Annotated in this window: 19 protein-coding genes; 10 read left to right on the forward strand and 9 right to left on the reverse strand. The window is 62.4% G+C overall.

Annotated features, from left to right (window positions below):
- Nucleotides 1-15 precede the first annotated feature (15 nt).
- Both ABSY17_RS10815 and serB read right to left on the reverse strand, forming a co-directional pair.
- Nucleotides 16-588 (reverse strand): GNAT family N-acetyltransferase, encoded by a 573-nt coding sequence (locus ABSY17_RS10815; RefSeq protein WP_378950138.1) that lies wholly within the window; start codon nt 586-588, stop codon nt 16-18.
- Nucleotides 588-1,472: a phosphoserine phosphatase SerB gene (serB, locus tag ABSY17_RS10820; RefSeq protein WP_378950140.1), complete on the reverse strand. Its 885-nt coding sequence runs from the start codon at nt 1,470-1,472 to the stop codon at nt 588-590. The genes ABSY17_RS10815 and serB overlap by 1 nt, the downstream gene beginning before the upstream one ends.
- Between serB and miaA the strand changes: the two genes are divergently transcribed.
- Nucleotides 1,456-2,424, forward strand: a complete 969-nt coding sequence (gene miaA, locus ABSY17_RS10825; protein WP_378950142.1) for a tRNA (adenosine(37)-N6)-dimethylallyltransferase MiaA — start codon at nt 1,456-1,458, stop codon at nt 2,422-2,424. The two genes, serB and miaA, sit on opposite strands and share 17 nt — an antisense overlap.
- 63 nt (nt 2,425-2,487) lie before the next feature.
- Nucleotides 2,488-3,279 carry a GGDEF domain-containing protein gene (locus ABSY17_RS10830; protein WP_378950144.1) on the forward strand — a complete coding sequence of 264 codons (792 nt, stop codon included), beginning with the start codon at nt 2,488-2,490 and terminating at the stop codon, nt 3,277-3,279.
- A gap of 38 nt (nt 3,280-3,317) precedes the next feature.
- Here ABSY17_RS10830 and ABSY17_RS10835 read toward each other — a convergent pair whose 3' ends face one another.
- From ABSY17_RS10835 to ABSY17_RS10845, 3 genes are all read right to left on the reverse strand, one after another.
- A complete protein-coding gene (locus ABSY17_RS10835) occupies nt 3,318-3,878 on the reverse strand; it encodes a hypothetical protein (protein WP_378950146.1) in 561 nt (186 codons plus the stop codon).
- Nucleotides 3,879-3,980: 102 nt separating this feature from the next.
- Entirely contained in the window at nt 3,981-5,375 is a 1,395-nt protein-coding gene (locus ABSY17_RS10840; protein ID WP_378950148.1) for a selenium-binding family protein, read from the reverse strand.
- Between the two features lie 268 nt (nt 5,376-5,643).
- Nucleotides 5,644-7,464: a helicase HerA domain-containing protein gene (locus ABSY17_RS10845; protein WP_378952589.1), complete on the reverse strand. Its 1,821-nt coding sequence runs from the start codon at nt 7,462-7,464 to the stop codon at nt 5,644-5,646.
- Nucleotides 7,465-7,862: 398 nt separating this feature from the next.
- On the opposite strand from ABSY17_RS10845, the gene ABSY17_RS10850 reads away from it, so the two are divergent.
- Entirely contained in the window at nt 7,863-9,614 is a 1,752-nt protein-coding gene (locus ABSY17_RS10850; protein ID WP_378952592.1) for an acetolactate synthase 3 large subunit, read from the forward strand.
- A gap of 70 nt (nt 9,615-9,684) precedes the next feature.
- Complete coding sequence (ilvN, locus tag ABSY17_RS10855) at nt 9,685-10,257, forward strand: acetolactate synthase small subunit (protein ID WP_378950150.1); 573 nt, start codon at nt 9,685-9,687, stop codon at nt 10,255-10,257.
- An 81-nt stretch (nt 10,258-10,338) separates the two neighbouring features.
- On the opposite strand, the gene ABSY17_RS10860 is transcribed toward ilvN, so the two are convergent.
- The gene (locus tag ABSY17_RS10860; RefSeq protein WP_378950152.1) at nt 10,339-11,094 is read right to left on the reverse strand and encodes a hypothetical protein; all 756 of its coding nucleotides are present in this window, start codon (nt 11,092-11,094) and stop codon (nt 10,339-10,341) included.
- A gap of 256 nt (nt 11,095-11,350) precedes the next feature.
- Here ABSY17_RS10860 and ABSY17_RS10865 point away from each other — a divergent pair, with 256 nt between their 5' ends.
- Entirely contained in the window at nt 11,351-11,947 is a 597-nt protein-coding gene (locus tag ABSY17_RS10865; RefSeq protein WP_378950153.1) for a LysE family translocator, read from the forward strand.
- Here ABSY17_RS10865 and ABSY17_RS10870 read toward each other — a convergent pair whose 3' ends face one another.
- On the reverse strand, nt 11,948-12,421 hold the full coding sequence (locus ABSY17_RS10870) for a DUF2269 family protein (protein ID WP_378950155.1): 474 nt from the start codon (nt 12,419-12,421) through the stop codon (nt 11,948-11,950).
- A 3-nt stretch (nt 12,422-12,424) separates the two neighbouring features.
- A complete protein-coding gene (locus ABSY17_RS10875) occupies nt 12,425-13,705 on the reverse strand; it encodes an SDR family oxidoreductase (RefSeq protein ID WP_378950157.1) in 1,281 nt (426 codons plus the stop codon).
- Nucleotides 13,706-13,802: 97 nt separating this feature from the next.
- Here ABSY17_RS10875 and nthA point away from each other — a divergent pair, with 97 nt between their 5' ends.
- The 3 genes from nthA to ABSY17_RS10890 are packed head-to-tail and all read left to right on the forward strand — an operon-like array spanning nt 13,803 to nt 15,410.
- A complete protein-coding gene (gene nthA, locus ABSY17_RS10880) occupies nt 13,803-14,417 on the forward strand; it encodes a nitrile hydratase subunit alpha (protein WP_378950159.1) in 615 nt (204 codons plus the stop codon).
- The gene (gene nthB / locus ABSY17_RS10885; RefSeq protein ID WP_378950160.1) at nt 14,414-15,073 is read left to right on the forward strand and encodes a nitrile hydratase subunit beta; all 660 of its coding nucleotides are present in this window, start codon (nt 14,414-14,416) and stop codon (nt 15,071-15,073) included. The genes nthA and nthB overlap by 4 nt, the downstream gene beginning before the upstream one ends.
- Complete coding sequence (locus ABSY17_RS10890) at nt 15,060-15,410, forward strand: nitrile hydratase accessory protein (protein ID WP_378950162.1); 351 nt, start codon at nt 15,060-15,062, stop codon at nt 15,408-15,410. Before nthB ends, ABSY17_RS10890 begins: the two co-directional genes overlap by 14 nt.
- Before the next feature lie 26 nt (nt 15,411-15,436).
- On the opposite strand, the gene ABSY17_RS10895 is transcribed toward ABSY17_RS10890, so the two are convergent.
- Nucleotides 15,437-15,898: a hypothetical protein gene (locus ABSY17_RS10895; protein WP_378950164.1), complete on the reverse strand. Its 462-nt coding sequence runs from the start codon at nt 15,896-15,898 to the stop codon at nt 15,437-15,439.
- A 232-nt stretch (nt 15,899-16,130) separates the two neighbouring features.
- On the opposite strand from ABSY17_RS10895, the gene ABSY17_RS10900 reads away from it, so the two are divergent.
- Complete coding sequence (locus ABSY17_RS10900) at nt 16,131-17,258, forward strand: ATP-dependent RecD-like DNA helicase (RefSeq protein WP_378950166.1); 1,128 nt, start codon at nt 16,131-16,133, stop codon at nt 17,256-17,258.
- Between the two features lie 131 nt (nt 17,259-17,389).
- Entirely contained in the window at nt 17,390-18,010 is a 621-nt protein-coding gene (locus ABSY17_RS10905; RefSeq protein ID WP_378950167.1) for a hypothetical protein, read from the forward strand.
- The last annotated feature ends 22 nt before the right edge of the window (nt 18,011-18,032 follow it).

Consider the following 18,032-nt stretch of genomic DNA (forward strand, 5'->3'; position numbering starts at 1 on the left):
CAAAGAAAAAGGCGGCTACTCAGCCGCCTTTTTTCGTTCCTGCCATTCGCTCCGCGTGAGCCGGTAGAGCACGTGGCGCCTGAGATGGGCGTGCGTGTCGGGCACGCGCGGGTGGTCGAAGTCGCCGGCCGCATCGTGGCGCATGCCCAGCCGCTGCATGACGGCGGTCGAACGATGATTGTTCCAAACGGCGAAGGAGACGATCTCGTCGTTGCCGACGACGTCGAATGCTTGGGCGAGCCAGGCCTCGGACGCCTCGGTGACATAGCCCTTGCCCCAGTATTCGGGGGCCAGGCGCCAGCCGATCTCGAGCGTGCCTTTGGGGATGAACGGATCGAGGTCGGTGCGGTTGATGCCGACGAAGCCGATACACTCGCCTGTCTCGGCGATCTCGGCCGCCGCCCAGCCGAAGCCGTCGCGGTTGATCGCGTCGCGGACACGGTCAAAGATCTCGTCGCTCTCGGCTCGGTTGCGCCGAACGGCGAAGAACTCCATCACCGTGTCGTCGGAATTGATGCGGTGGTAGAGTGCACGGTCGCGCTCTTCCCAGTTGCGCAGGATCAGGCGCTCGGTGCGGATCGGTTTCATCAGACAAACTCGGCGCGGCTGTAGCCCTGGAGATAGAGCAGGGCGGTGAGGTCGGAATGGTCGATGCGGATCTTCGCCTGCACCGCCACCGATGGCTTGGCGTGGAGGGCCACGCCCGATCCGGCGAGGCGGATCATGTCGAGATCGTTGGCGCCGTCGCCGACGGCAATCGCATCGGCGGGCGTGAGGCCGAAACGGGCGGAAATCTCGTGAAGAGCCTCGGCCTTGGCGGCCCGGCCGAGGATCGGCTCGGCGACCTCACCGGTGAGCCGTCCTTCGGCTTCGATCAGGCGATTGGCGCGATTTTCGTCAAAGCCCAACATGGCGGCGATGCGGGAGGTGAAGACGTCGAAACCGCCTGAGACGAGCGCCGTGTAGGCACCTTGCGCCTTCATGGTTCGGACCAGCGCCTTGCCGCCAGAGGCGAGTGTCAGCCGGTTCTTGATGATGCTGTCGACGATCGAAGCGTCGAGGCCGGCGAGCAGGGCGACGCGTTCGCGCAGGGCGGGTTCGAAGGCGATCTCGCCGTTCATCGAGCGCGCCGTGATGTCGGCCACGCGATCCTTGACGCCTATCTCGTCGGCCAGTTCGTCGATGCATTCCTGGTCGATCATGGTCGAATCCATGTCGGCGATCAGGATCTTCTTTCGCCTGGTGGCATTATCCTGGATGACGAAATCGACGGCTTCACTGCTGAGCGTTTCGGCAAGGGCTGCCTGTCCCTCTTCGGCCGCAAGACCTGATGGCAGTGCGAGATCGCAGGCAATGTCGGCATCTAGCCACACAATGGAGCTTGCACCGAGGGCGCGGGAGGCCTTATCGGCAAGTGACGGAGCCAGCAGTGCGCGGTCCGGATGGGAAATCAGCGTGGCAACGAGCGGCATCGTAAATTCCGGGCAAGGCGAGGGACGCATCAAGAATGCGACCCTGATAGCCGGGCCGACCGCCAGCGGCAAGTCGGCGCTGGCGCTGAAGCTGGCCGAGCGCGACGGCGACCTGATCGTAAATGCCGATTCCATGCAGGTCTATGGCGTGCTCGACGTGCTGACGGCACGGCCGAGCGCAGAGGATCTCGGGCGGGTGCGCCATTTTCTCTATGGCCATGTCTCGCCGGCGATTGCCTACTCAACCGGCTCCTGGCTGCGTGACGTGGCAAGGCTGGCCGATAGCGGACTGTTCGAAGAGAAGCCGCCGATCTTCGTCGGTGGCACCGGACTTTACTTCCGCGCGCTGGCGGAAGGCATTTCGGCGATGCCGGACATTCCGGCCGAGATTCGTGACCGCTGGCGCTGGCGCCTCAACGAGGAAGGCGCGCCAAGGCTACACCGGCTGTTGATGCGAGTGGACAGCGAGATGGCGATGCGTCTCAAGGCCAGCGATGGCCAGCGCATCGTACGTGCGCTCGAAGTGCTGGAGGCGTCGGGACGCTCGATCCTGAAATGGCAGGCCGACCGGGGTCACCCGGTGATCGATCTGGCCACGGCGCGCTTCATCGTCATCGAGCCGGAGCGCGAACTTTTGATCAGGCGGATCGACGCGCGCTTCGACAAGATGATCGAGGCGGGCGCGCTGGACGAGGTCAAGGCGATCACCGCAATGCGGCTTGCCCCGGAGCTGCCGGCGATGAAGGCGATCGGCGTGCGCGAGCTGGCGGCGGCAATGGCGGGCGAGATGAGCTTCGACGAGGCGATCGAACGGGCAAAGATCGCCACGCGCCAATATGCCAAGCGGCAGTCGACGTGGTTTCGCAACCAGTTCGGATCCGAATGGCGCAGGATCGGCGGCGAAGCTGGTGGACTGGCCGGGGCAGGTGCCGAATGGTGGGATTTGCAATAATCGGTTAACTCCTCGTAAGGCGCCGCGTGGCATCATTTCGGTGGAGTTGTAACCAGGGTCGCCATGCGCTTTCACAAAGCTGAAGCCGCGTTCTTCGTTTTCAGTGCGCTGATTTTCATGGTCGCACTCGCGATCTTCTATGGCTGGAGCCTGCTCGAGGGGCTGGCCGATGATCTCTACATGCCAGGCCGGGTCGAGACGCTGGGATCCCTCCAGACGCTGTTGCTCACCACCGCAGCAATCTTGACCGGGACGCTGGTGTTCGGGCTGCTCTTCATCTTTCCTGAGATACGCACGCAGGTGAGGGAAGGCGGCAAGCTGCGCGAGATGACTGCATCGCTTAGCGCGCGCTCGCGCAACCTCGAAAGGGCGGCTCTGACGGACGGTCTGACCGGCATGCAGAACCGCCGCTATTTCGACGACGCGCTGAAGGAATATCTAGGCGAATTCCGCCGCATCGACAGGCCCGTCGGGCTGATGATCCTCGATCTCGACCATTTCAAGCGGGTCAACGACACTTACGGCCACGATGTCGGCGACGAGGTGTTGCGGTCGGTCGCCAAGTGCTTGAAGAACATGACGCGATACCACGATGTCGTCGCACGGCTGGGCGGTGAGGAATTTGCCATCGTCGCGCCCAACATGGACCTGGAGCTTCTGAAGCGTTTCGCCGATCGGATGCGCAAGGCGATCGCCATGCTGCCGATCGACGCCGGCAGCACCCAGCTCAACGTGACTTCCAGCGTCGGCCTGGCGCTTTGGGATCGCGAAGAGACCGCAGAAGAATTCTATCGCCGCGCCGACAAGCAGCTCTATGAAGCCAAGCGGATGGGCCGCAACCGTGTTTGCGCCTGAAGCACGATCACTGAGTTCCTGAGGTCAGCCGCCCGATTTCAAACAATCAGAATGATGCCGGTGATCGCGAGTGCTGCAATCCAGATGAGATCGAAATTGATCCAGCCGCGGCGAATGAACGCAAGTCCCGCCCAGTCATAGACGCAAACAGTGACAATCAGGATCACTGCAAGCATGGCGCCCATGTGAACCCCGATCGCGGCCAGCGCGATGGGTAGTGATCCAGTCGCTGTCAGCTCGCCCGCCGGGCTACCCGAAAGGCACAGCGGTATCAGCACCGGCACCAGCATGAGCCCGGCGCCATGGGCGGTCGCCATGAGGAACGACCAGACGCCAAGCCCGATCATTCCTGTTTTCATGCCGATCCTGACCCTATGACTATGGCCGTATGTGGCCTGGTACGTGGCCCAGCCGATGAGCACCATGCCGGCAGCCACTTCCAGCAAGCGCTCATCTATGATCAGGCCGAGCGCCAACACCGCCAATGCAACGACACCGATCGAAACCGCATGCCCAAGGGCGATGGGGACCAGGGACTGCAGCGCGATCCGTCTGCTTTGCCTGTGCAGGCCCAATGCGACCGCAAACAGCCAACCCATGGCAGGGTTGAGGCCATGGTAAGCACCAAGGCCAGCAAGCACCAGCCAGGGCGAGATGGAAATCATTCTACCCGGCTACTCTGTGCGAGGATGCCTGTACCTTCAGGGGTAGCAGTAAGAATCGGACGAGCAATCGCCTCCCTCCAAACGTACCTGATGCGGCCGATGGCCTTTCGGCCAGTCGACGAAGAAATTCTCGTCGAATTTGATGCCGCCATTTTCTCCCACGTCGAGCTTCACCATCCACCCGTCGATGCCCTCGGGATAGAACTGCGGGTCGATGGCGCCGTATAGAGAGTTGGTGAAGTAGACCCGCCTTCCATCCCGGCTGATCTCGACCATTTGCGGGCCGCCATTGAGCGCGCCATTGTTGGCCTTTGGGTGGGTTGCCCGAGACACGATGCCGCCTATGCGGACCCTGCCGGTCTCTTTCGGGGCAAATGGGTCCGACACGTCGTACTGGATCATGTCTCCAGTGCCCCAGCAGGAAACGTAGAGGAAACGGTCATCCATCGACAGGTCGATGTCGGTCACCAGCGGAGCAACTGCGCCGAAGCCCTTGAGCACGGGGGGCAGAAGGGCCGGATCCGCCGGTTCCGCCGGAATCTCGATCACCTTTTTCACGGCCCATTTGTCGCCGTCGCGATACCACGTCCAGATCGAAGCCGAGAGGTCCTTGAGGCTGATGACACAGCCGACGAAGCCATAGGCCTTGGTCGGATCATGCGCCGGGCGCAATTCGAAGACGAGCTGGTGTTCTTCGCCGAAATCGATCTCTTGCAGGTGCTTGCGTTCGTGCAGGTCCCAAAAGTGCAGCCTGCGTCCATATTTGCTGCCCAGCAGGACTTCCGGAACGAGCCCGTTCTCGAATGTATCGGGCGTTCCCCATTCGCTCGTCACCATCGTGTCGTGTCCGAGATGCCACCAGAAATCATAGGCAAGCTGCTGCGGTCCCCGGTCGATCTCCCATTGGCCGAGCACGTCGAAGCTCGTGGAATCGAGCAGGAATATGCCGCCGGGCGCCTTGCCCTCGGCGTTGCCGAGCGCGTTGACGTAGATGCCTTCAGGGCCGCAATGGATGGTGTGCAGCCGCGAATAGCCTGCCTTCTCCGCAATCTCCTCCGGTTCGATGACCCTTACGATCTTCGGCTTTGTGGGATCCGGCTTGGTGTCGATGATGTGCAACCGCGACGATCGCAAGCCCGGCACGACCAGGTAGCGCCGTTCCATATGGGGGTGCGGCGCGTTGGGGCAGAGGCATGACGAGCAGGCATTCCAGCCGAAATGGTGCAACTCGTCGCCGGCATTCGGCATGTCGACCTTGCCGACGATCTGGGAATAGGAGGGGGATTGGGGGTTCACGTCGACGACGGCTATCGCGTCGGGGATTTTGCGGTCCGGGTCGAAGGCGGCGACATAGGCCAGTGTCTCTTTCGGGGCCTTCGCGGCCATTCTTGGCGAGGGATAGAATGAAGGATCAGGTTGCCAGGTTGCCATGATGAAACCTTCCTCTTGATCGCTATGAAGTGTTGCGCGCTGGTCCCCCCAGAATTGGCATTGTGAGTAATTTTCGCACCACAGACGCGCTGTGTCCAATCAAGTCGCTTGATGTTCGGAGCGTGGGCAAAGGGCTGGCACAAGAGGCCTTTCCAGCCCTTCGTCGTATCCGCTAACTACTCTTATGGTCCGGCGGATCTGTTCCGATGGGGCGGCATCTGACGCTTCAGGTGATGCCGACCTTCGTTTCCAGCGCCCTTGGGCGGTCTCAGCCGCTGGTACGACCACCGAAGGTGGTGGGGCGCAGGCCGAAGCGGGTGTCGAAATCGTCGTCTGGCTGCGGCTTGGCCGGTGGCTTGCGGTAGTCGCTGTCGCCGGCCTGGCGCTGGGCATCGACGACTTCGGCAAAGCCGAGTGCTGCTGCCTGCGGCTTGGGCACGTTGCGCAGCCGCTCGACGACAGCCGCAAGGTCGACATCGTCGCCGTTGCCGGATGCCGCTTCCGCTGCCCGCTTGCCGGTGCCGGGGATGAGTTCGGGCGCAAGCTTCTCGAACTTCAGTCGCATGGTGGTGGCAACGCCTTCGCCGAAGGCGATGGCCTCGCGCTGACCCATCGACGACAGGAACGAAAGGGTCGAGGCGGAGGAATCGGCGATGGCCGAGCGGATGATTGCCTGGTCCTGCTCGTTGGCGAGGCGCATGGCGAACACCGTCGAGCATTGCGACAGGATGGTCGGGTCGAGTTCGCCTGGGCGCTGGGTGATGACGCCGAGGTAGCAACCGTATTTGCGGCCTTCCTTGGCGATGCGCGACAGTGCGTGCCGGGTCGGCGCGAAGCCGAGCCGATGGTCGGCCGGCATATAGCGGTGCGCCTCCTCGCAAAGCAGCAACAGCTTCAACCGGCCCTCGCTCCACAGCGCGAGGTCGAAGGCGAGCCGCGCGAGCACCGAGCAGACCGAATTGACCACTTCCGAGGGCATGCCGGCCATTTCGAAGCAGGTGACCGGGCGGCCATTGGTGGGCACGCGGAAGATGTTGCCGATGGTCTCGTGGATGGTGTCCTCGATGAGACGCGAATGGAACATGAAGCGGTAGCGCGGGTCGGCGAGCGCGGATTCGATGCGCGTCCTCAGCGATTTCAGGATCGGCCGCTCGTTCTTGGATTCGAGCATGCCCATGCGTTCGTCGATCTGCTTGATGAGGTCGGCGATCCGGTAGGGTACCGGCGTATCGGCTGTCAACGCATCTACGCCGCGGCGCAGGAACGCACCGCCATGCGGGTTGCGGTACAGGTTCTTGGCGACCGGTATGAGGTCGCGCAGCATGTCGATCTCTTCGGCTTCGGTTTCGCGTCCACGGAACAGGACCTCGGCGAACTCCTCCAGGCGGAAGAGCCAGAACGGCAGGTCGAGCGTGTTGGTGTCGACCTTGACGCAGAATTCGGGCAGCGAGGCGGCGAATTCATTGTGCGGGTCCATGATGAGGACGCGCAGGTCGGGGCGTGCTGCGATGGTCTTGCGCAAGAGCAGCGACACCGCCGTGGATTTGCCGACGCCGGTGGTGCCCACGACGGCGAAATGGCGCGCCAGCGTCTCGTCGATGGCGATGCAGGCGTCGATGTTCTCGTCCTGGGACAGGTGGCCGATGGTGACGGAGTGGCGGCCGGCCAGATCGTAGACGGCCTGCAGGTCCCGGCTGCGGATGCGATGGGCGAGTGCGCCGATATGCGGATATGCGGTGATGCCACGATCGAAAACCGGGCGCTTGTCCGGCCCGGCATCGCGGACCTCGCCGATCAGCTCGATTGCGACTTCGATGGGGTTGTCGCCTTCGCTGCTCCACGAACGATCCGACTTGGTGATCGAGTAGACCAGCCCGATGGTGCGCGTTTCGCCGAGATTGACCGAGATCATCTTGCCGACGGTCCATTGGCCGGCCGGACCGGTGCTGTTGTCGGCATAGGCGCTGATGACGGCGCGCGCGCCATCGCACTGCACGACATTGCCGAGAATGCGGGCGTCGTCCTGCTCCGGATCGCGCCGTTCCTGGTTGGTGGCTTCGCCACCGGTCATATGGCGTTCGACGAACATGGCCATGGTTCCCCAATTCCCCTGGTCGTGAAGCCTAGCGCATGGCGGTTAAGGTGGGGTGAGGTCGGATGGTGTCGTAAGTGTTAAGGACACGAGGAATATTCGAACAATCGAACATCGGCTGACGCTGCGGAAAATCTGTATGCGCCGGTTGACAGCGTGCCTTCTTGCGCTTTAACGTCCGCGCCATGAACACGATACTTATTCTCGTAGTAGGATTGCGCATGGGCAAGGCGGTGTAACCGCCGGGCGAAATCCCCCCATGCGCAGATGCAAAGGCTCCCTCGGGGCCTTTTTTATTGCCCGAAACAGGACTAAACGACCAGTAACCGCCGAGAACGGCGCAGGAAAGACGGAACGGACCGATGAGCGGACATAGTGACAGCGGACGACGCGAAATGACGGGCGCCGAGATGGTGGTGCAGGCGCTGAAGGACAATGGCGTCAAGCACCTTTTCGGCTATCCGGGCGGCGCCGTCCTTCCGATCTATGACGAATTGTTCCAGCAGGACGATGTCCAGCATATCCTCGTCCGCCACGAGCAGGGTGCAGGCCACGCCGCCGAAGGCTATGCGCGCTCGACCGGCAAGGCCGGCGTGATGCTGGTGACGTCGGGTCCCGGTGCCACCAACGCGGTGACGCCGCTGCAGGACGCGCTGATGGACTCGATCCCGCTGGTCTGCATCACCGGCCAGGTGCCGACCTCGCTGATCGGCTCCGACGCCTTCCAGGAATGCGACACCGTCGGCATCACCCGGCCCTGCACCAAGCACAACTGGCTGGTGAAGGACGTCAACGACCTGGCGGCGATTCTGCACGAGGCCTTCCATGTCGCCACGACCGGCCGTCCCGGTCCGGTCGTTGTCGACATCCCCAAGGACGTGCAGTTTGCCAAGGGCATCTATACGCCGCCGCAGACCGCGCCGCGCACCTCTTACCAGCCCAAGGTCCAGGGCGATCTCGAGAAGGTGAAGGAAGCTGTCGCGCTGATGGCGACCGCCAAGCGGCCGATCATCTATTCCGGCGGCGGCGTGGTCAATTCCGGGCCCGAGGCGAGCCATTTGCTGCGCGAACTGGTCGACCTGACCGGCTTCCCGATCACCTCGACGCTGATGGGCCTGGGCGCTTATCCGGCATCGGGCAAGAACTGGCTCGGCATGCTGGGCATGCATGGCAGCTACGAAGCCAACATGGCGATGCACGACTGCGATGTCATGGTGTGCATCGGCGCGCGCTTCGACGACCGCATCACCGGCCGCCTCAATGCGTTTTCGCCGAATTCGAAGAAGATCCACATCGACATCGACCCGTCGTCGATCAACAAGAACGTACATGTCGACGTGCCGATCCACGGCGATGTCGGTCACGTGCTCGAAGACATGGTCAGGTTGTGGCGGGCGACCGTAAAGGCCGACAAGAAGGCGCTCTATCCGTGGTGGGAGCAGATCGCCAAGTGGCGCGCGCGCGACAGCTTCGCCTACAAGCACAACAATGAAGTGATCATGCCGCAATACGCGATCCAGCGGCTGTATGAGCTGACCAAGCACCTCGACACTTACATCACGACAGAGGTCGGCCAGCACCAGATGTGGGCAGCCCAGCACTACGGCTTCGAGAAGCCGAACCGCTGGATGACCTCTGGCGGGTTGGGCACGATGGGCTACGGCTTGCCGGCAGCACTTGGCGTGCAGATCGCGCATCCGGAAAGCCTCGTCATCGACATTGCCGGTGACGCCTCGGTGCAGATGTGCATCCAGGAGATGAGCACGGCGATCCAGTACGGCGCGCCGATCAAGGTCTTCATCCTCAACAACTCCTACATGGGCATGGTGCGCCAGTGGCAGCAGCTGCTGCATGGCAACCGCCTGTCGCACTCCTACACCGAAGCGATGCCCGACTTCGTCAAGCTGGCGGAGGCCTATGGCGGGCATGGCATTCGTTGCGACAAGCCGGACGAGCTCGACGATGCGATCAAGGAGATGATTGCGGTGAAGAAGCCGGTGATCTTCGATTGCCGCGTGGCGACGCTCGCCAACTGCTTCCCGATGATTCCCTCGGGCAAGGCGCACAACGAGATGCTGCTGCCCGACGAGGCGACCGACGAGGCGGTGGCCAACGCCATCGACGCCAAGGGCCGCGAACTGGTGTGACGAACAGCGTGCGGCCGAAGCGCCGCACCATCAACGAGTTGGCGCAAACGCCTGAGATCGAGATCATCTTATGAACGCACAGCTACAACCCACCGGATCGGCCTACTTCATTGCCAAGGAAACGGCGCTGCCGGAAAACCATACGCTGTCGGTGCTGGTCGACAACGAACCGGGCGTGCTTGCCCGCGTCATCGGCCTGTTCTCCGGCCGCGGCTACAACATCGAGAGCCTGACCGTCTCGGAGACCGAGCACGAGAAGCATCTGTCGCGCATCACCATTGTGACGCGCGGCACGCCGCATGTGCTGGAGCAGATCAAGCACCAGCTCGAACGCATTGTGCCGGTGCACCGCGTGGTCGACCTGACGGTCATGGCGCAGGAACTGGGCACCGGTGGCGCGCTTGCGCGTGAACTGGCGCTGGTCAAGGTTGCCGGCACCGGCGAGGCCCGCGTCGAGGCGCTGCGTCTGGCCGAGGCGTTCCGCGCCAAGGTGATCGACGCCAACACCGAACATTTCATCTTCGAACTGACCGGCAAGGTGTCGAAGATCGAGCAGTTCATCGCCATCATGAAGCCGCTTGGCCTGGTCGAGGTCTGCAGGACCGGTGTGGCGGCGATGAACCGCGGCCCGCAGGGGATGTAATCTCCCCTTCGGGCGAACAAGAAAGCCGCCAATGCATTGCATGGCGGCTTTTGCAGTTTATGGGCCGATGCCAGCGGGTCGTCAGAAGCCGACGTTCTCGTTGATGTAGAACGTGTTGAGCAGCGAAATGCGCGGATGCTCGATGGTCGTCTTGATCTTCGGACGGCCGTGCCAGCTCATTTTCGTCAGCGAGTGATAGGCCTTCAGGACGACGAAGGCATAGCCGACATTGGGCAGGAACGGCAGGGTCTTGACCGGCTCGAGGCAGTAGGAGCCGACATTCAGCAGGCCCTTCAGCGATGCCTGGTAGAGCGTCGTGCCGAGATCGCGCTGGCTCTCGTCGGGTGGGCAGTAAAGCTGCATCGTGACGACCTTCTTGCGCGCGTCGGGATGCGGCTTGATCTGGTAGCCGTCCTTGTCGTTGTAGAGGACCGGCTTGGCCACCAGCCTGAGTTCGTCCACGCTGGCGACCTTGTCGCCGCGGGCGCGGATTTCGAGGCCCTCGTGAAGCTGGCGACGGATCGCCGCCTCGATCTCGGATGAGGTCAGCATTTCAGAGACCGCCGCCCACATGTTGCGGAGTTCGGCGTCGATCTTGGCGACATTGTCGCCGTAGAGGCGCAAAGCCATCCGTGTGCCCGTGGTCGTGATCGGGTCGTAGCCTTTATTGGGGATCGACTTGACCAGGTCGGCGTAAAAATCCTGCGGGAAGAAGTCGCGGAAAAAGATGTGAGGGAAGGGCACGGAGAAGCGGTCGGCCGCCTCGATGCTGGCGACCGCGTGGCTGATGAGTTCCCGCGCGAGGCTGCTTGGCTCTGCTTTGGCAACTGCTGACATCTTCCACCCTCCCGCGATCTGCAACGAATCGCTGTTTGCCCTGCAATCTTGCCGGATGAAACCACGAGTGGTCATCGGGCCATGTACTTCGATTATGCCGTGTTCCGTCTGCGGTCAATACGGCAACCGACAGGCGAGATTCGAGAATGACGCTTACTTTTGCGCTTGGCTGGCCCATTCCATCACCGGGTTCTGGATTTTTCGGAGCCGGGTAAATAAGGTCAATAATGCTGACGTAAAACGAGGGCGAAGAACGATGTCTCATGACGCATTTCTGGCATTGCTGGTCTACGCCTTCGTGACGTCGATCACGCCAGGGCCGAACAACTTCATGCTTCTGGCCTCAGGTGTGAATTTCGGTTTCGTGCGCACCATCCCGCATATGCTCGGTATCGGGTTCGGTTTCCTGTCGCTTCTGCTCGGCGTCGGCTTCGGCCTGGGCGCACTGCTGATGGCTCTACCGGCGCTGCATACGCTGCTCAAGATCGCCGGGGGCGCCTATCTGCTCTACCTCGCCTGGCGTGTCGGCATGTCGCGTTCGCTCGGCAAGGACGGCGCCGCGCAGACGCGGCCGATGAATTTCCTTGCGGCAGTCGCGTTCCAGTGGGTCAATCCGAAGGCCTGGGTGATGGCGGTCACCGCCATGGCAGTCTACACGAGCCCGGAAGCACCGTTCCTGTCGGTGCTGTTGATCTCGGGGGCCTTTGCGCTGGTCAACCTGCCGAGCGTTTCGACCTGGGCCGGCTTCGGCATGGCGCTGCGCGGCTTCCTAGCTGATCCGGTTCGGCTGAAATGGTTCAACATCGCGATGGGCCTGCTGCTTGCCGCGACGCTGTGGCCGATGCTGAAATAGTCAGAACAACTCGATCGCCGGCTTTGTCAGCATCAGCCAGAAGATGGCGATGACGCTGAAGAAAGCCGGAAATCCGCATGCAAACCAGATGCGATAAAGGTGGAAGTAGCGTGTCGGCAGGGGCCTGCTCTCGCGGGCTGCGGTGCGGGCCAGGTTTCTCAACTCGATCTGGATGAAAACGACGGGCAACCAAAACAGCCCCGTCAGGACATAGAGCGCGAGCGACAGGACAATCCATCCTTCGCCCAGCGACCAGCCGACTTCATTGGCGAGCCACGCGCCAGTGATCGGCTGGAGAATGACGGCGGTCGCCGTAAACAGGGTGTCCGCGACAACGACGGTGCCGGCGACATGGGCGATCGTGGCGGCATTGCGCGTCCGGTTCGCCATGACCATGAAGAAGGCGATTCCGGCGCCGGTTCCGAGCAACACTGTGGCGCCTATGACGTGGGCGAGGCGGAGCAGTTCTTCCATGGGTCAACGCTCGTCCAATATGGCAAGAGCGACAAAGGCCAGAGCGATCGACGGCAGTACCTTGACCAACGCACCGAGCGGATCAGCCCAAAGTGCTGGGCTAAGCGCCGTGGCAACTGCGAGATAGGCAAGCGACAGACCGACCATGCCCTTCAGTGCCAAATGGGCGTAGCGGCGAAAGGCTATGCCGACACCCAGGGCGATGTCGGCCAGGCTGGTGGCGAGCGTGATGGCGGGGGCGATTGCCACGGGCGCGCCTGCATCCACCAGATGCGCTGTCGAAGCGTCAAAGCGCAGGAGGGCGATGATGCCGGAGAGCAGCCAGAAGAGGCAAAGCGTGGCGAATATGACAGGCTTGAGCAAGTAGAGCCTGGCGAACCACAACTCCTGTAAGCCGGCCGGGTGTTTGGCGAGGGTGGCGTCGAGCGCGGCAAGCTTTCGGCTGTAGCCAGCCGAATGGCCGGATACCCCGCCGGCCGCAACCTCGAGCGCTGTCGAGCGCAGGGGCGAGCGCCAACCGAGATGACCGAGGAAGTCGGCGGCGCCGGCTGCCAGGCGGGCGCAGAAGCCAGGCAGATTGAGGATCCTGCTCGGCGGCAGCCCCAGCCATCGGCGATGGAGGCTAACCGCTTCGGCGAGCGACAGCGTTTCCGGGGTAGCAAGGTCAAGGTCGCTGCCTGCAGGAATCGTTCCGTCAAGCGCTTCACGCACGGCCTCGACGACATCATCGAGTGAGACGAACTGCATCCGGCTTTGGCCGAACACCAAAGGTGTGACGAGAGGAAATGCTGCAAGGGCGCGCAGTAGCGCCGAGCCGCCATGGGCCGTGCGTCCGACGACCACGGCCGGACGCAGGATCACAAATGGCAGGCCGGACGTCGTGAGCGCTGCATCGGCTCGCCGCTTGGTGGCGAAGAACGGATTTTCGGCAGCCACACCATCGATCCGCGCCGAAATCTGGACGAACATGCACAGGGAGGGGGGCGCTGCTTCGTAGAGCGCTGTCATGGCGGTAAGCTGCACGGCGGCTACATCGTCACGCGCACCGTCCTGAAGTACTCCGGCGCAGTTGACCACCGCATCGATGCCGGACAACAGCGGCCGCCAGTCCTCAGGTCGCGACAGGTTGGCAATGTCGGCCCGAACCCAGTCTATGTCGGGATTTCGGCGCATCGCGACCTTGGTCTCGCGCGCAAGCGCCGTGACGGAATGGCCGTGCCCTACAAGCATCCTCGCCACCGTAGCACCAATGAAGCCGTTGCCGCCTAGAATCAGAACCCGCATCGGGCGACGATAACGAGCCTTGGGGTTGCGGAGCAAATCCCAGCTGGCCCAAAGCCGGCTGCTTGCGTAGCAGGGCATGCAAGCATAGCTTTCCGCCATGGCGCACGATCATCACCACGACGACCATGACAATGAACTCGATCCAATGGCCGCAAGGGTGCGGGCGCTGGAGACGATCCTGACGCAGAAGGGCCTGATCGACCCGGCGGCAATCGACGTCATCGTCGACACCTACGAGACCAAGGTCGGCCCGCGCAACGGCGCTGCCGTGGTCGCGAAGGCGTGGAGTGATCCAGCCTTTGCCGACTGGCTGAAGCGGGATGCGACGGCGGCCATCGCCTCGCTCGGTTTCACCGGTCGCCAGGGCGAGCACATGCAGGCGGTCTTCAACACCGACGAGACCCACAACCTCGTCGTCTGCACCCTGTGCTCCTGCTATCCGTGGTCGGTGCTCGGCCTGCCGCCGGTCTGGTACAAGGCGCCGCCCTATCGGTCGCGTGCGGTGATCGATCCGCGCGGCGTGCTCGAGGAATTCGGGCTCACTCTGCCCGGCGACAAGAAGATCCGGGTGTGGGATTCGACCGCCGAGTTGCGCTATCTCGTGGTGCCGCAACGGCCGGCGGGAACCGAGGGCTGGAGCGACGAACGGCTGGCCGATCTGGTGACACGCGATTCGATGATCGGCACAGGCCTGGCGCGGGAGGCTACATGAACGGTCCCCAGGACCTCGGCGGCCAGATGGGTTTCGGGCCGATAGCGCCCGAGACAAACGAGCCTTACTTCCATGCCGAATGGGAAAAGCGCGCCCTGGGCGTAACCCTGTGCGCCGGCGCCATGGGTGCCTGGAACATTGACGAAAGCCGGCATGCGCGTGAAAGCCTGCATCCGGCCGACTATTACGCCTCGAGCTACTACGAGATCTGGATCAAGGCGCTGGAGACGCTGCTGAAGCGGCATGATTTTGTCACGACGCGCGATCTGGCCGAGGGCGACGCCGTCGATCCGGCTGCTACGCCCAAACGGGTGCTGAAGGCGGAAAACGTACCGGCGGCGCTTGCCAAGGGTGGGCCCTGCAATCGGCCGGTGGCCTCGCCGGCGCGGTTCGTTGCCGGCCAGCGGGTGCGGACCAGGAATTTCCACCCCACCGGCCATACGCGGCTGCCGCGCTATGCCCGCGGCAAGGAAGGCGTGATCGACGCGGTGCGCGAGGGGTTCGTATTTCCTGACAGCAACGCGCACGGCGAGGGCGAAAATCCGCGATGGGTCTACACAGTGGTCTTTTCAGCAGCCGAACTGTGGGGCGAGGGCGCCGATCCGACGCTGGAAGTCAGCATCGACGCCTGGGAGAGCTATCTTGAGCCGGCATGAACTACCGGCCGGCCTGGATGAGCCGGTGTTCTCCGAGCCGTGGCAGGCAGAAGCCTTTGCCATGGTGGTCGCGTTGCATGAGCGCGGCCTGTTCACCTGGGCGGAGTGGGCCGAACGGCTTTCGGCGGAGGTCAAGAAGCCTGATGCCGCAGTCGACGGCAGCGACTACTACGAGCGCTGGCTGGCCGCGCTAGAGCGCCTGCTGGCCGAAAAGGGTTTTGCCGGGCAGGATGAAGTGGATTCGCTGGCCGCAGCCTGGGAGAGGGCGGCGCATGCCACGCCGCATGGCATGCCGATCCTGTTGGAGAATGATCCGCGACGAGCTAGCATCTCGTGAGCCCCAGCGTACCTTCGGGGTGAAATTCAGCCTGCATATACGTAGAATGCCTGGCGTTTGCTGGGCACGACCAGCATTGCTCCACTCCGACCGTATGCGAAGAAACTTCCGGGCGCGGAGATTGCGTTGCCTATAGTGGTTTCCACTGACTTGGAGATTCGTATGCCGAAACCATATTTATCCAGGTAGTTGGAAACCTCTGGCAGCGCAGATTTTTCCCCGCCTGCAGATTCCGCCCAATTCCCCTCCGCCGGGATTGGCGTCTCTTTCCAAGCATGATAGCGCCCACGCGAATCACGATTGTCTTTTTTGCAGGGTAGTTGCCGAAGATAGTCGATACCTCGAGAGGCGATGGCCTTAACAGCGTCCTCAGGGAGATTGTAGACGATTACACCCGTCTCGTTATCGCTGGGTAATCCGATTCCCCATGTCTTTTCGGCGACATAGTCAATACTGCCGACCCCCATACCGCAGGGCGCGAAACTCAAATGGTGATTTCGCTCAAAAGCTTTGCAGCCGGCCTAGGGAAGCAGGATTGTTGCTGCAAGCAAAATGGGCGATCGACGCATCATTGTTTGTCCATAGGCATTCCCGATTGAAAAACGATTACTGATGGTCCGGGCGAGGCTGCTGCCTGCCGCTCGTTATGCGAGGCGGACATGGGCGCGCCATTGAGCCAAATCCCTTGCCCTTCACCGCCGAATCCTGTCAGTCAGGCCTATGGAATTCTCTCCTCAGCAGGACGATGCGCTGCAGGCCGTGGCGCGCTGGCTCAAATCCGGAAAGCCGCAGCTTTTCCGCCTGTTCGGTTATGCCGGCACCGGCAAGACGACCTTGGCGCGCTATTTCGCCGAGCATGTCGACGGACAGGTTCAGTTCGCCGCCTTCACCGGCAAGGCGGCCCAGGTGCTGCGCTCCAAGGGCGCGACCAACGCGCGCACCATCCACTCGCTGATCTACCGGCCGAAGGGCGAGGAAGCGGTCGAGGACGAGACAACCGGCAAGACGTCGATGTCGCCGACCTTCTCGCTCAACCGCCAGAGCCCGATCGCCAAGGCCAAGCTGGTGGTCATCGACGAATGCTCGATGGTCGACGAGCAGCTCGGCCGCGACCTCTTGACCTTCGGCACGCCGGTGCTGGTGCTGGGCGACCCGGCACAGTTGCCGCCGATCTCCGGCGGTGGCTTTTTTACCGAGCACGAGCCCGATTTCCTTTTGACCGAGATTCATCGCCAGGCGCGCGACAATCCGATCCTCAGGCTGGCGCTCGACGTGCGCGAGGGTCGCGAGTTCATGCGCGGCGACTACGGCACCGCCCAGGTGATCGGCAAGGAAGACGTGACCCAGGACCTGGTCCTGGATGCAGACCAGGTGCTGGTCGGTACCAACCGGACGCGCAAGCGCTACAATCAGAGGCTGCGCGAACTCAAGGGCTTTACCGCAGGCTATCCACAGGCCGGCGACAAGCTGGTGTGCCTGCGCAACGACCCGGCCAAGGGCCTGCTCAACGGCTCGTTGTGGAAGGTGATGACCTCGTCGCGCGAGACGGTGAAGCCGGGCATCAATCTTCTGGTCTCGCCGGAAGAGGATGATCCCGACCGCGGCGTGGCCAAGATCAAGCTGCTCAAGGCGGTGTTCGAAAACCCCGACGAAGAAATCCCGTGGGGCACCAAGAAGCGCTTCGACGACTTCGACTACGGCTATGCCCTGACGGTGCACAAGGCGCAGGGTTCGCAGTGGAACAACGTCGTGCTGTTCGACGAGAGCTACGCGTTCAAGGACACCCGCCAGCGTTGGCTCTATACAGCGATCACCCGCGCCGCCGAGCGGCTGACGATCGTCAGATAGCGCGTCGGCACAAGGCCGCGACTTTTTGATGCAATCAGAGCGAGCGTCGGTGCGATCGGCGCTTGTCTTGGTTGAATTCCCTGTTGCTCGTGGCAGATTGGCTGTTCCAACAGCCATTCGGCGGTCGCGTCATGACGAGCAACGAATTCCAGCAGGTGATCAGCCTCGGTCCGAATTGCCGGGCGCGGTTCCATATCGACAACCTGCTCGGCAAATACAAAGCGAAGCGTGGCGTGTTTGATTGGCAGGGCACTCCGAGTGGCGCCGTGATCGAATATCTCCGACGCGATTTTCAGGGCCTTTTCGAACGGTGCGACCTGGTCATCGAAGACAGATTTGTTCGCAATCGGCGGTTCGGCACTTCGCACAGGCACGCCTTTCCCGAGGGATTGGCGGAGAGCCTTCTCGATGAACTCTATCCACTTGCAAGAGCAAGGCACGACTTATTCTGCAAGGTCACGCGAGGTGCCTTGAGAAACGGGCTCTCGACGCTCTTCGTTCTGTGCAAACCCATTCCGCCCGAGCATATGGAGGAGATAGCCGAACTGATCGAACAGGTGCATCCGGGGCGACGGTTCGCTATTCTGCCTGCTCCGGAAGGCGATCATGACGACCACTCGGCCGGTGACAGCGATCGTTGGGCCAAGCATCTGTCGAGATTTACATTGCGGCCGCCGTTGAGCGTCGTAGCCAAATGCCAACTCCGCAGGTTCCGCCGCAATCTACGCAATCTGAAGCCGCGCTTCGTCTGATCTTGCGTTGTGGCTGCAGATC

Origin of the sequence: Mesorhizobium sp. ANAO-SY3R2, assembly GCF_042466635.1 — a bacterium.
Classification (GTDB): domain Bacteria; phylum Pseudomonadota; class Alphaproteobacteria; order Rhizobiales; family Rhizobiaceae; genus Aminobacter.

Bases quoted from the DNA above. Each gene is read 5' to 3' on its own strand.
- ABSY17_RS10865 (WP_378950153.1), top strand. From the start codon at position 11,351: ATGTCTCATGACGCATTTCTGGCATTGCTGGTCTACGCCTTCGTGACG.
- nthB (WP_378950160.1), top strand. From the start codon at position 14,414: ATGAACGGTCCCCAGGACCTCGGCGGCCAGATGGGTTTCGGGCCGATA.
- ABSY17_RS10875 (WP_378950157.1), bottom strand. From the start codon at position 13,705: ATGCGGGTTCTGATTCTAGGCGGCAACGGCTTCATTGGTGCTACGGTG.
- ABSY17_RS10840 (WP_378950148.1), bottom strand. From the start codon at position 5,375: ATGGCAACCTGGCAACCTGATCCTTCATTCTATCCCTCGCCAAGAATG.
- ABSY17_RS10860 (WP_378950152.1), bottom strand. From the start codon at position 11,094: ATGTCAGCAGTTGCCAAAGCAGAGCCAAGCAGCCTCGCGCGGGAACTC.
- ABSY17_RS10900 (WP_378950166.1), top strand. From the start codon at position 16,131: ATGGAATTCTCTCCTCAGCAGGACGATGCGCTGCAGGCCGTGGCGCGC.
- nthA (WP_378950159.1), top strand. From the start codon at position 13,803: ATGGCGCACGATCATCACCACGACGACCATGACAATGAACTCGATCCA.
- serB (WP_378950140.1), bottom strand. From the start codon at position 1,472: ATGCCGCTCGTTGCCACGCTGATTTCCCATCCGGACCGCGCACTGCTG.
- ABSY17_RS10870 (WP_378950155.1), bottom strand. From the start codon at position 12,421: ATGGAAGAACTGCTCCGCCTCGCCCACGTCATAGGCGCCACAGTGTTG.
- ABSY17_RS10815 (WP_378950138.1), bottom strand. From the start codon at position 588: ATGAAACCGATCCGCACCGAGCGCCTGATCCTGCGCAACTGGGAAGAG.
- ABSY17_RS10845 (WP_378952589.1), bottom strand. From the start codon at position 7,464: ATGTTCGTCGAACGCCATATGACCGGTGGCGAAGCCACCAACCAGGAA.
- ABSY17_RS10850 (WP_378952592.1), top strand. From the start codon at position 7,863: ATGACGGGCGCCGAGATGGTGGTGCAGGCGCTGAAGGACAATGGCGTC.
- ABSY17_RS10835 (WP_378950146.1), bottom strand. From the start codon at position 3,878: ATGGGTTGGCTGTTTGCGGTCGCATTGGGCCTGCACAGGCAAAGCAGA.
- ilvN (WP_378950150.1), top strand. From the start codon at position 9,685: ATGAACGCACAGCTACAACCCACCGGATCGGCCTACTTCATTGCCAAG.
- ABSY17_RS10905 (WP_378950167.1), top strand. From the start codon at position 17,390: ATGACGAGCAACGAATTCCAGCAGGTGATCAGCCTCGGTCCGAATTGC.
- ABSY17_RS10830 (WP_378950144.1), top strand. From the start codon at position 2,488: ATGCGCTTTCACAAAGCTGAAGCCGCGTTCTTCGTTTTCAGTGCGCTG.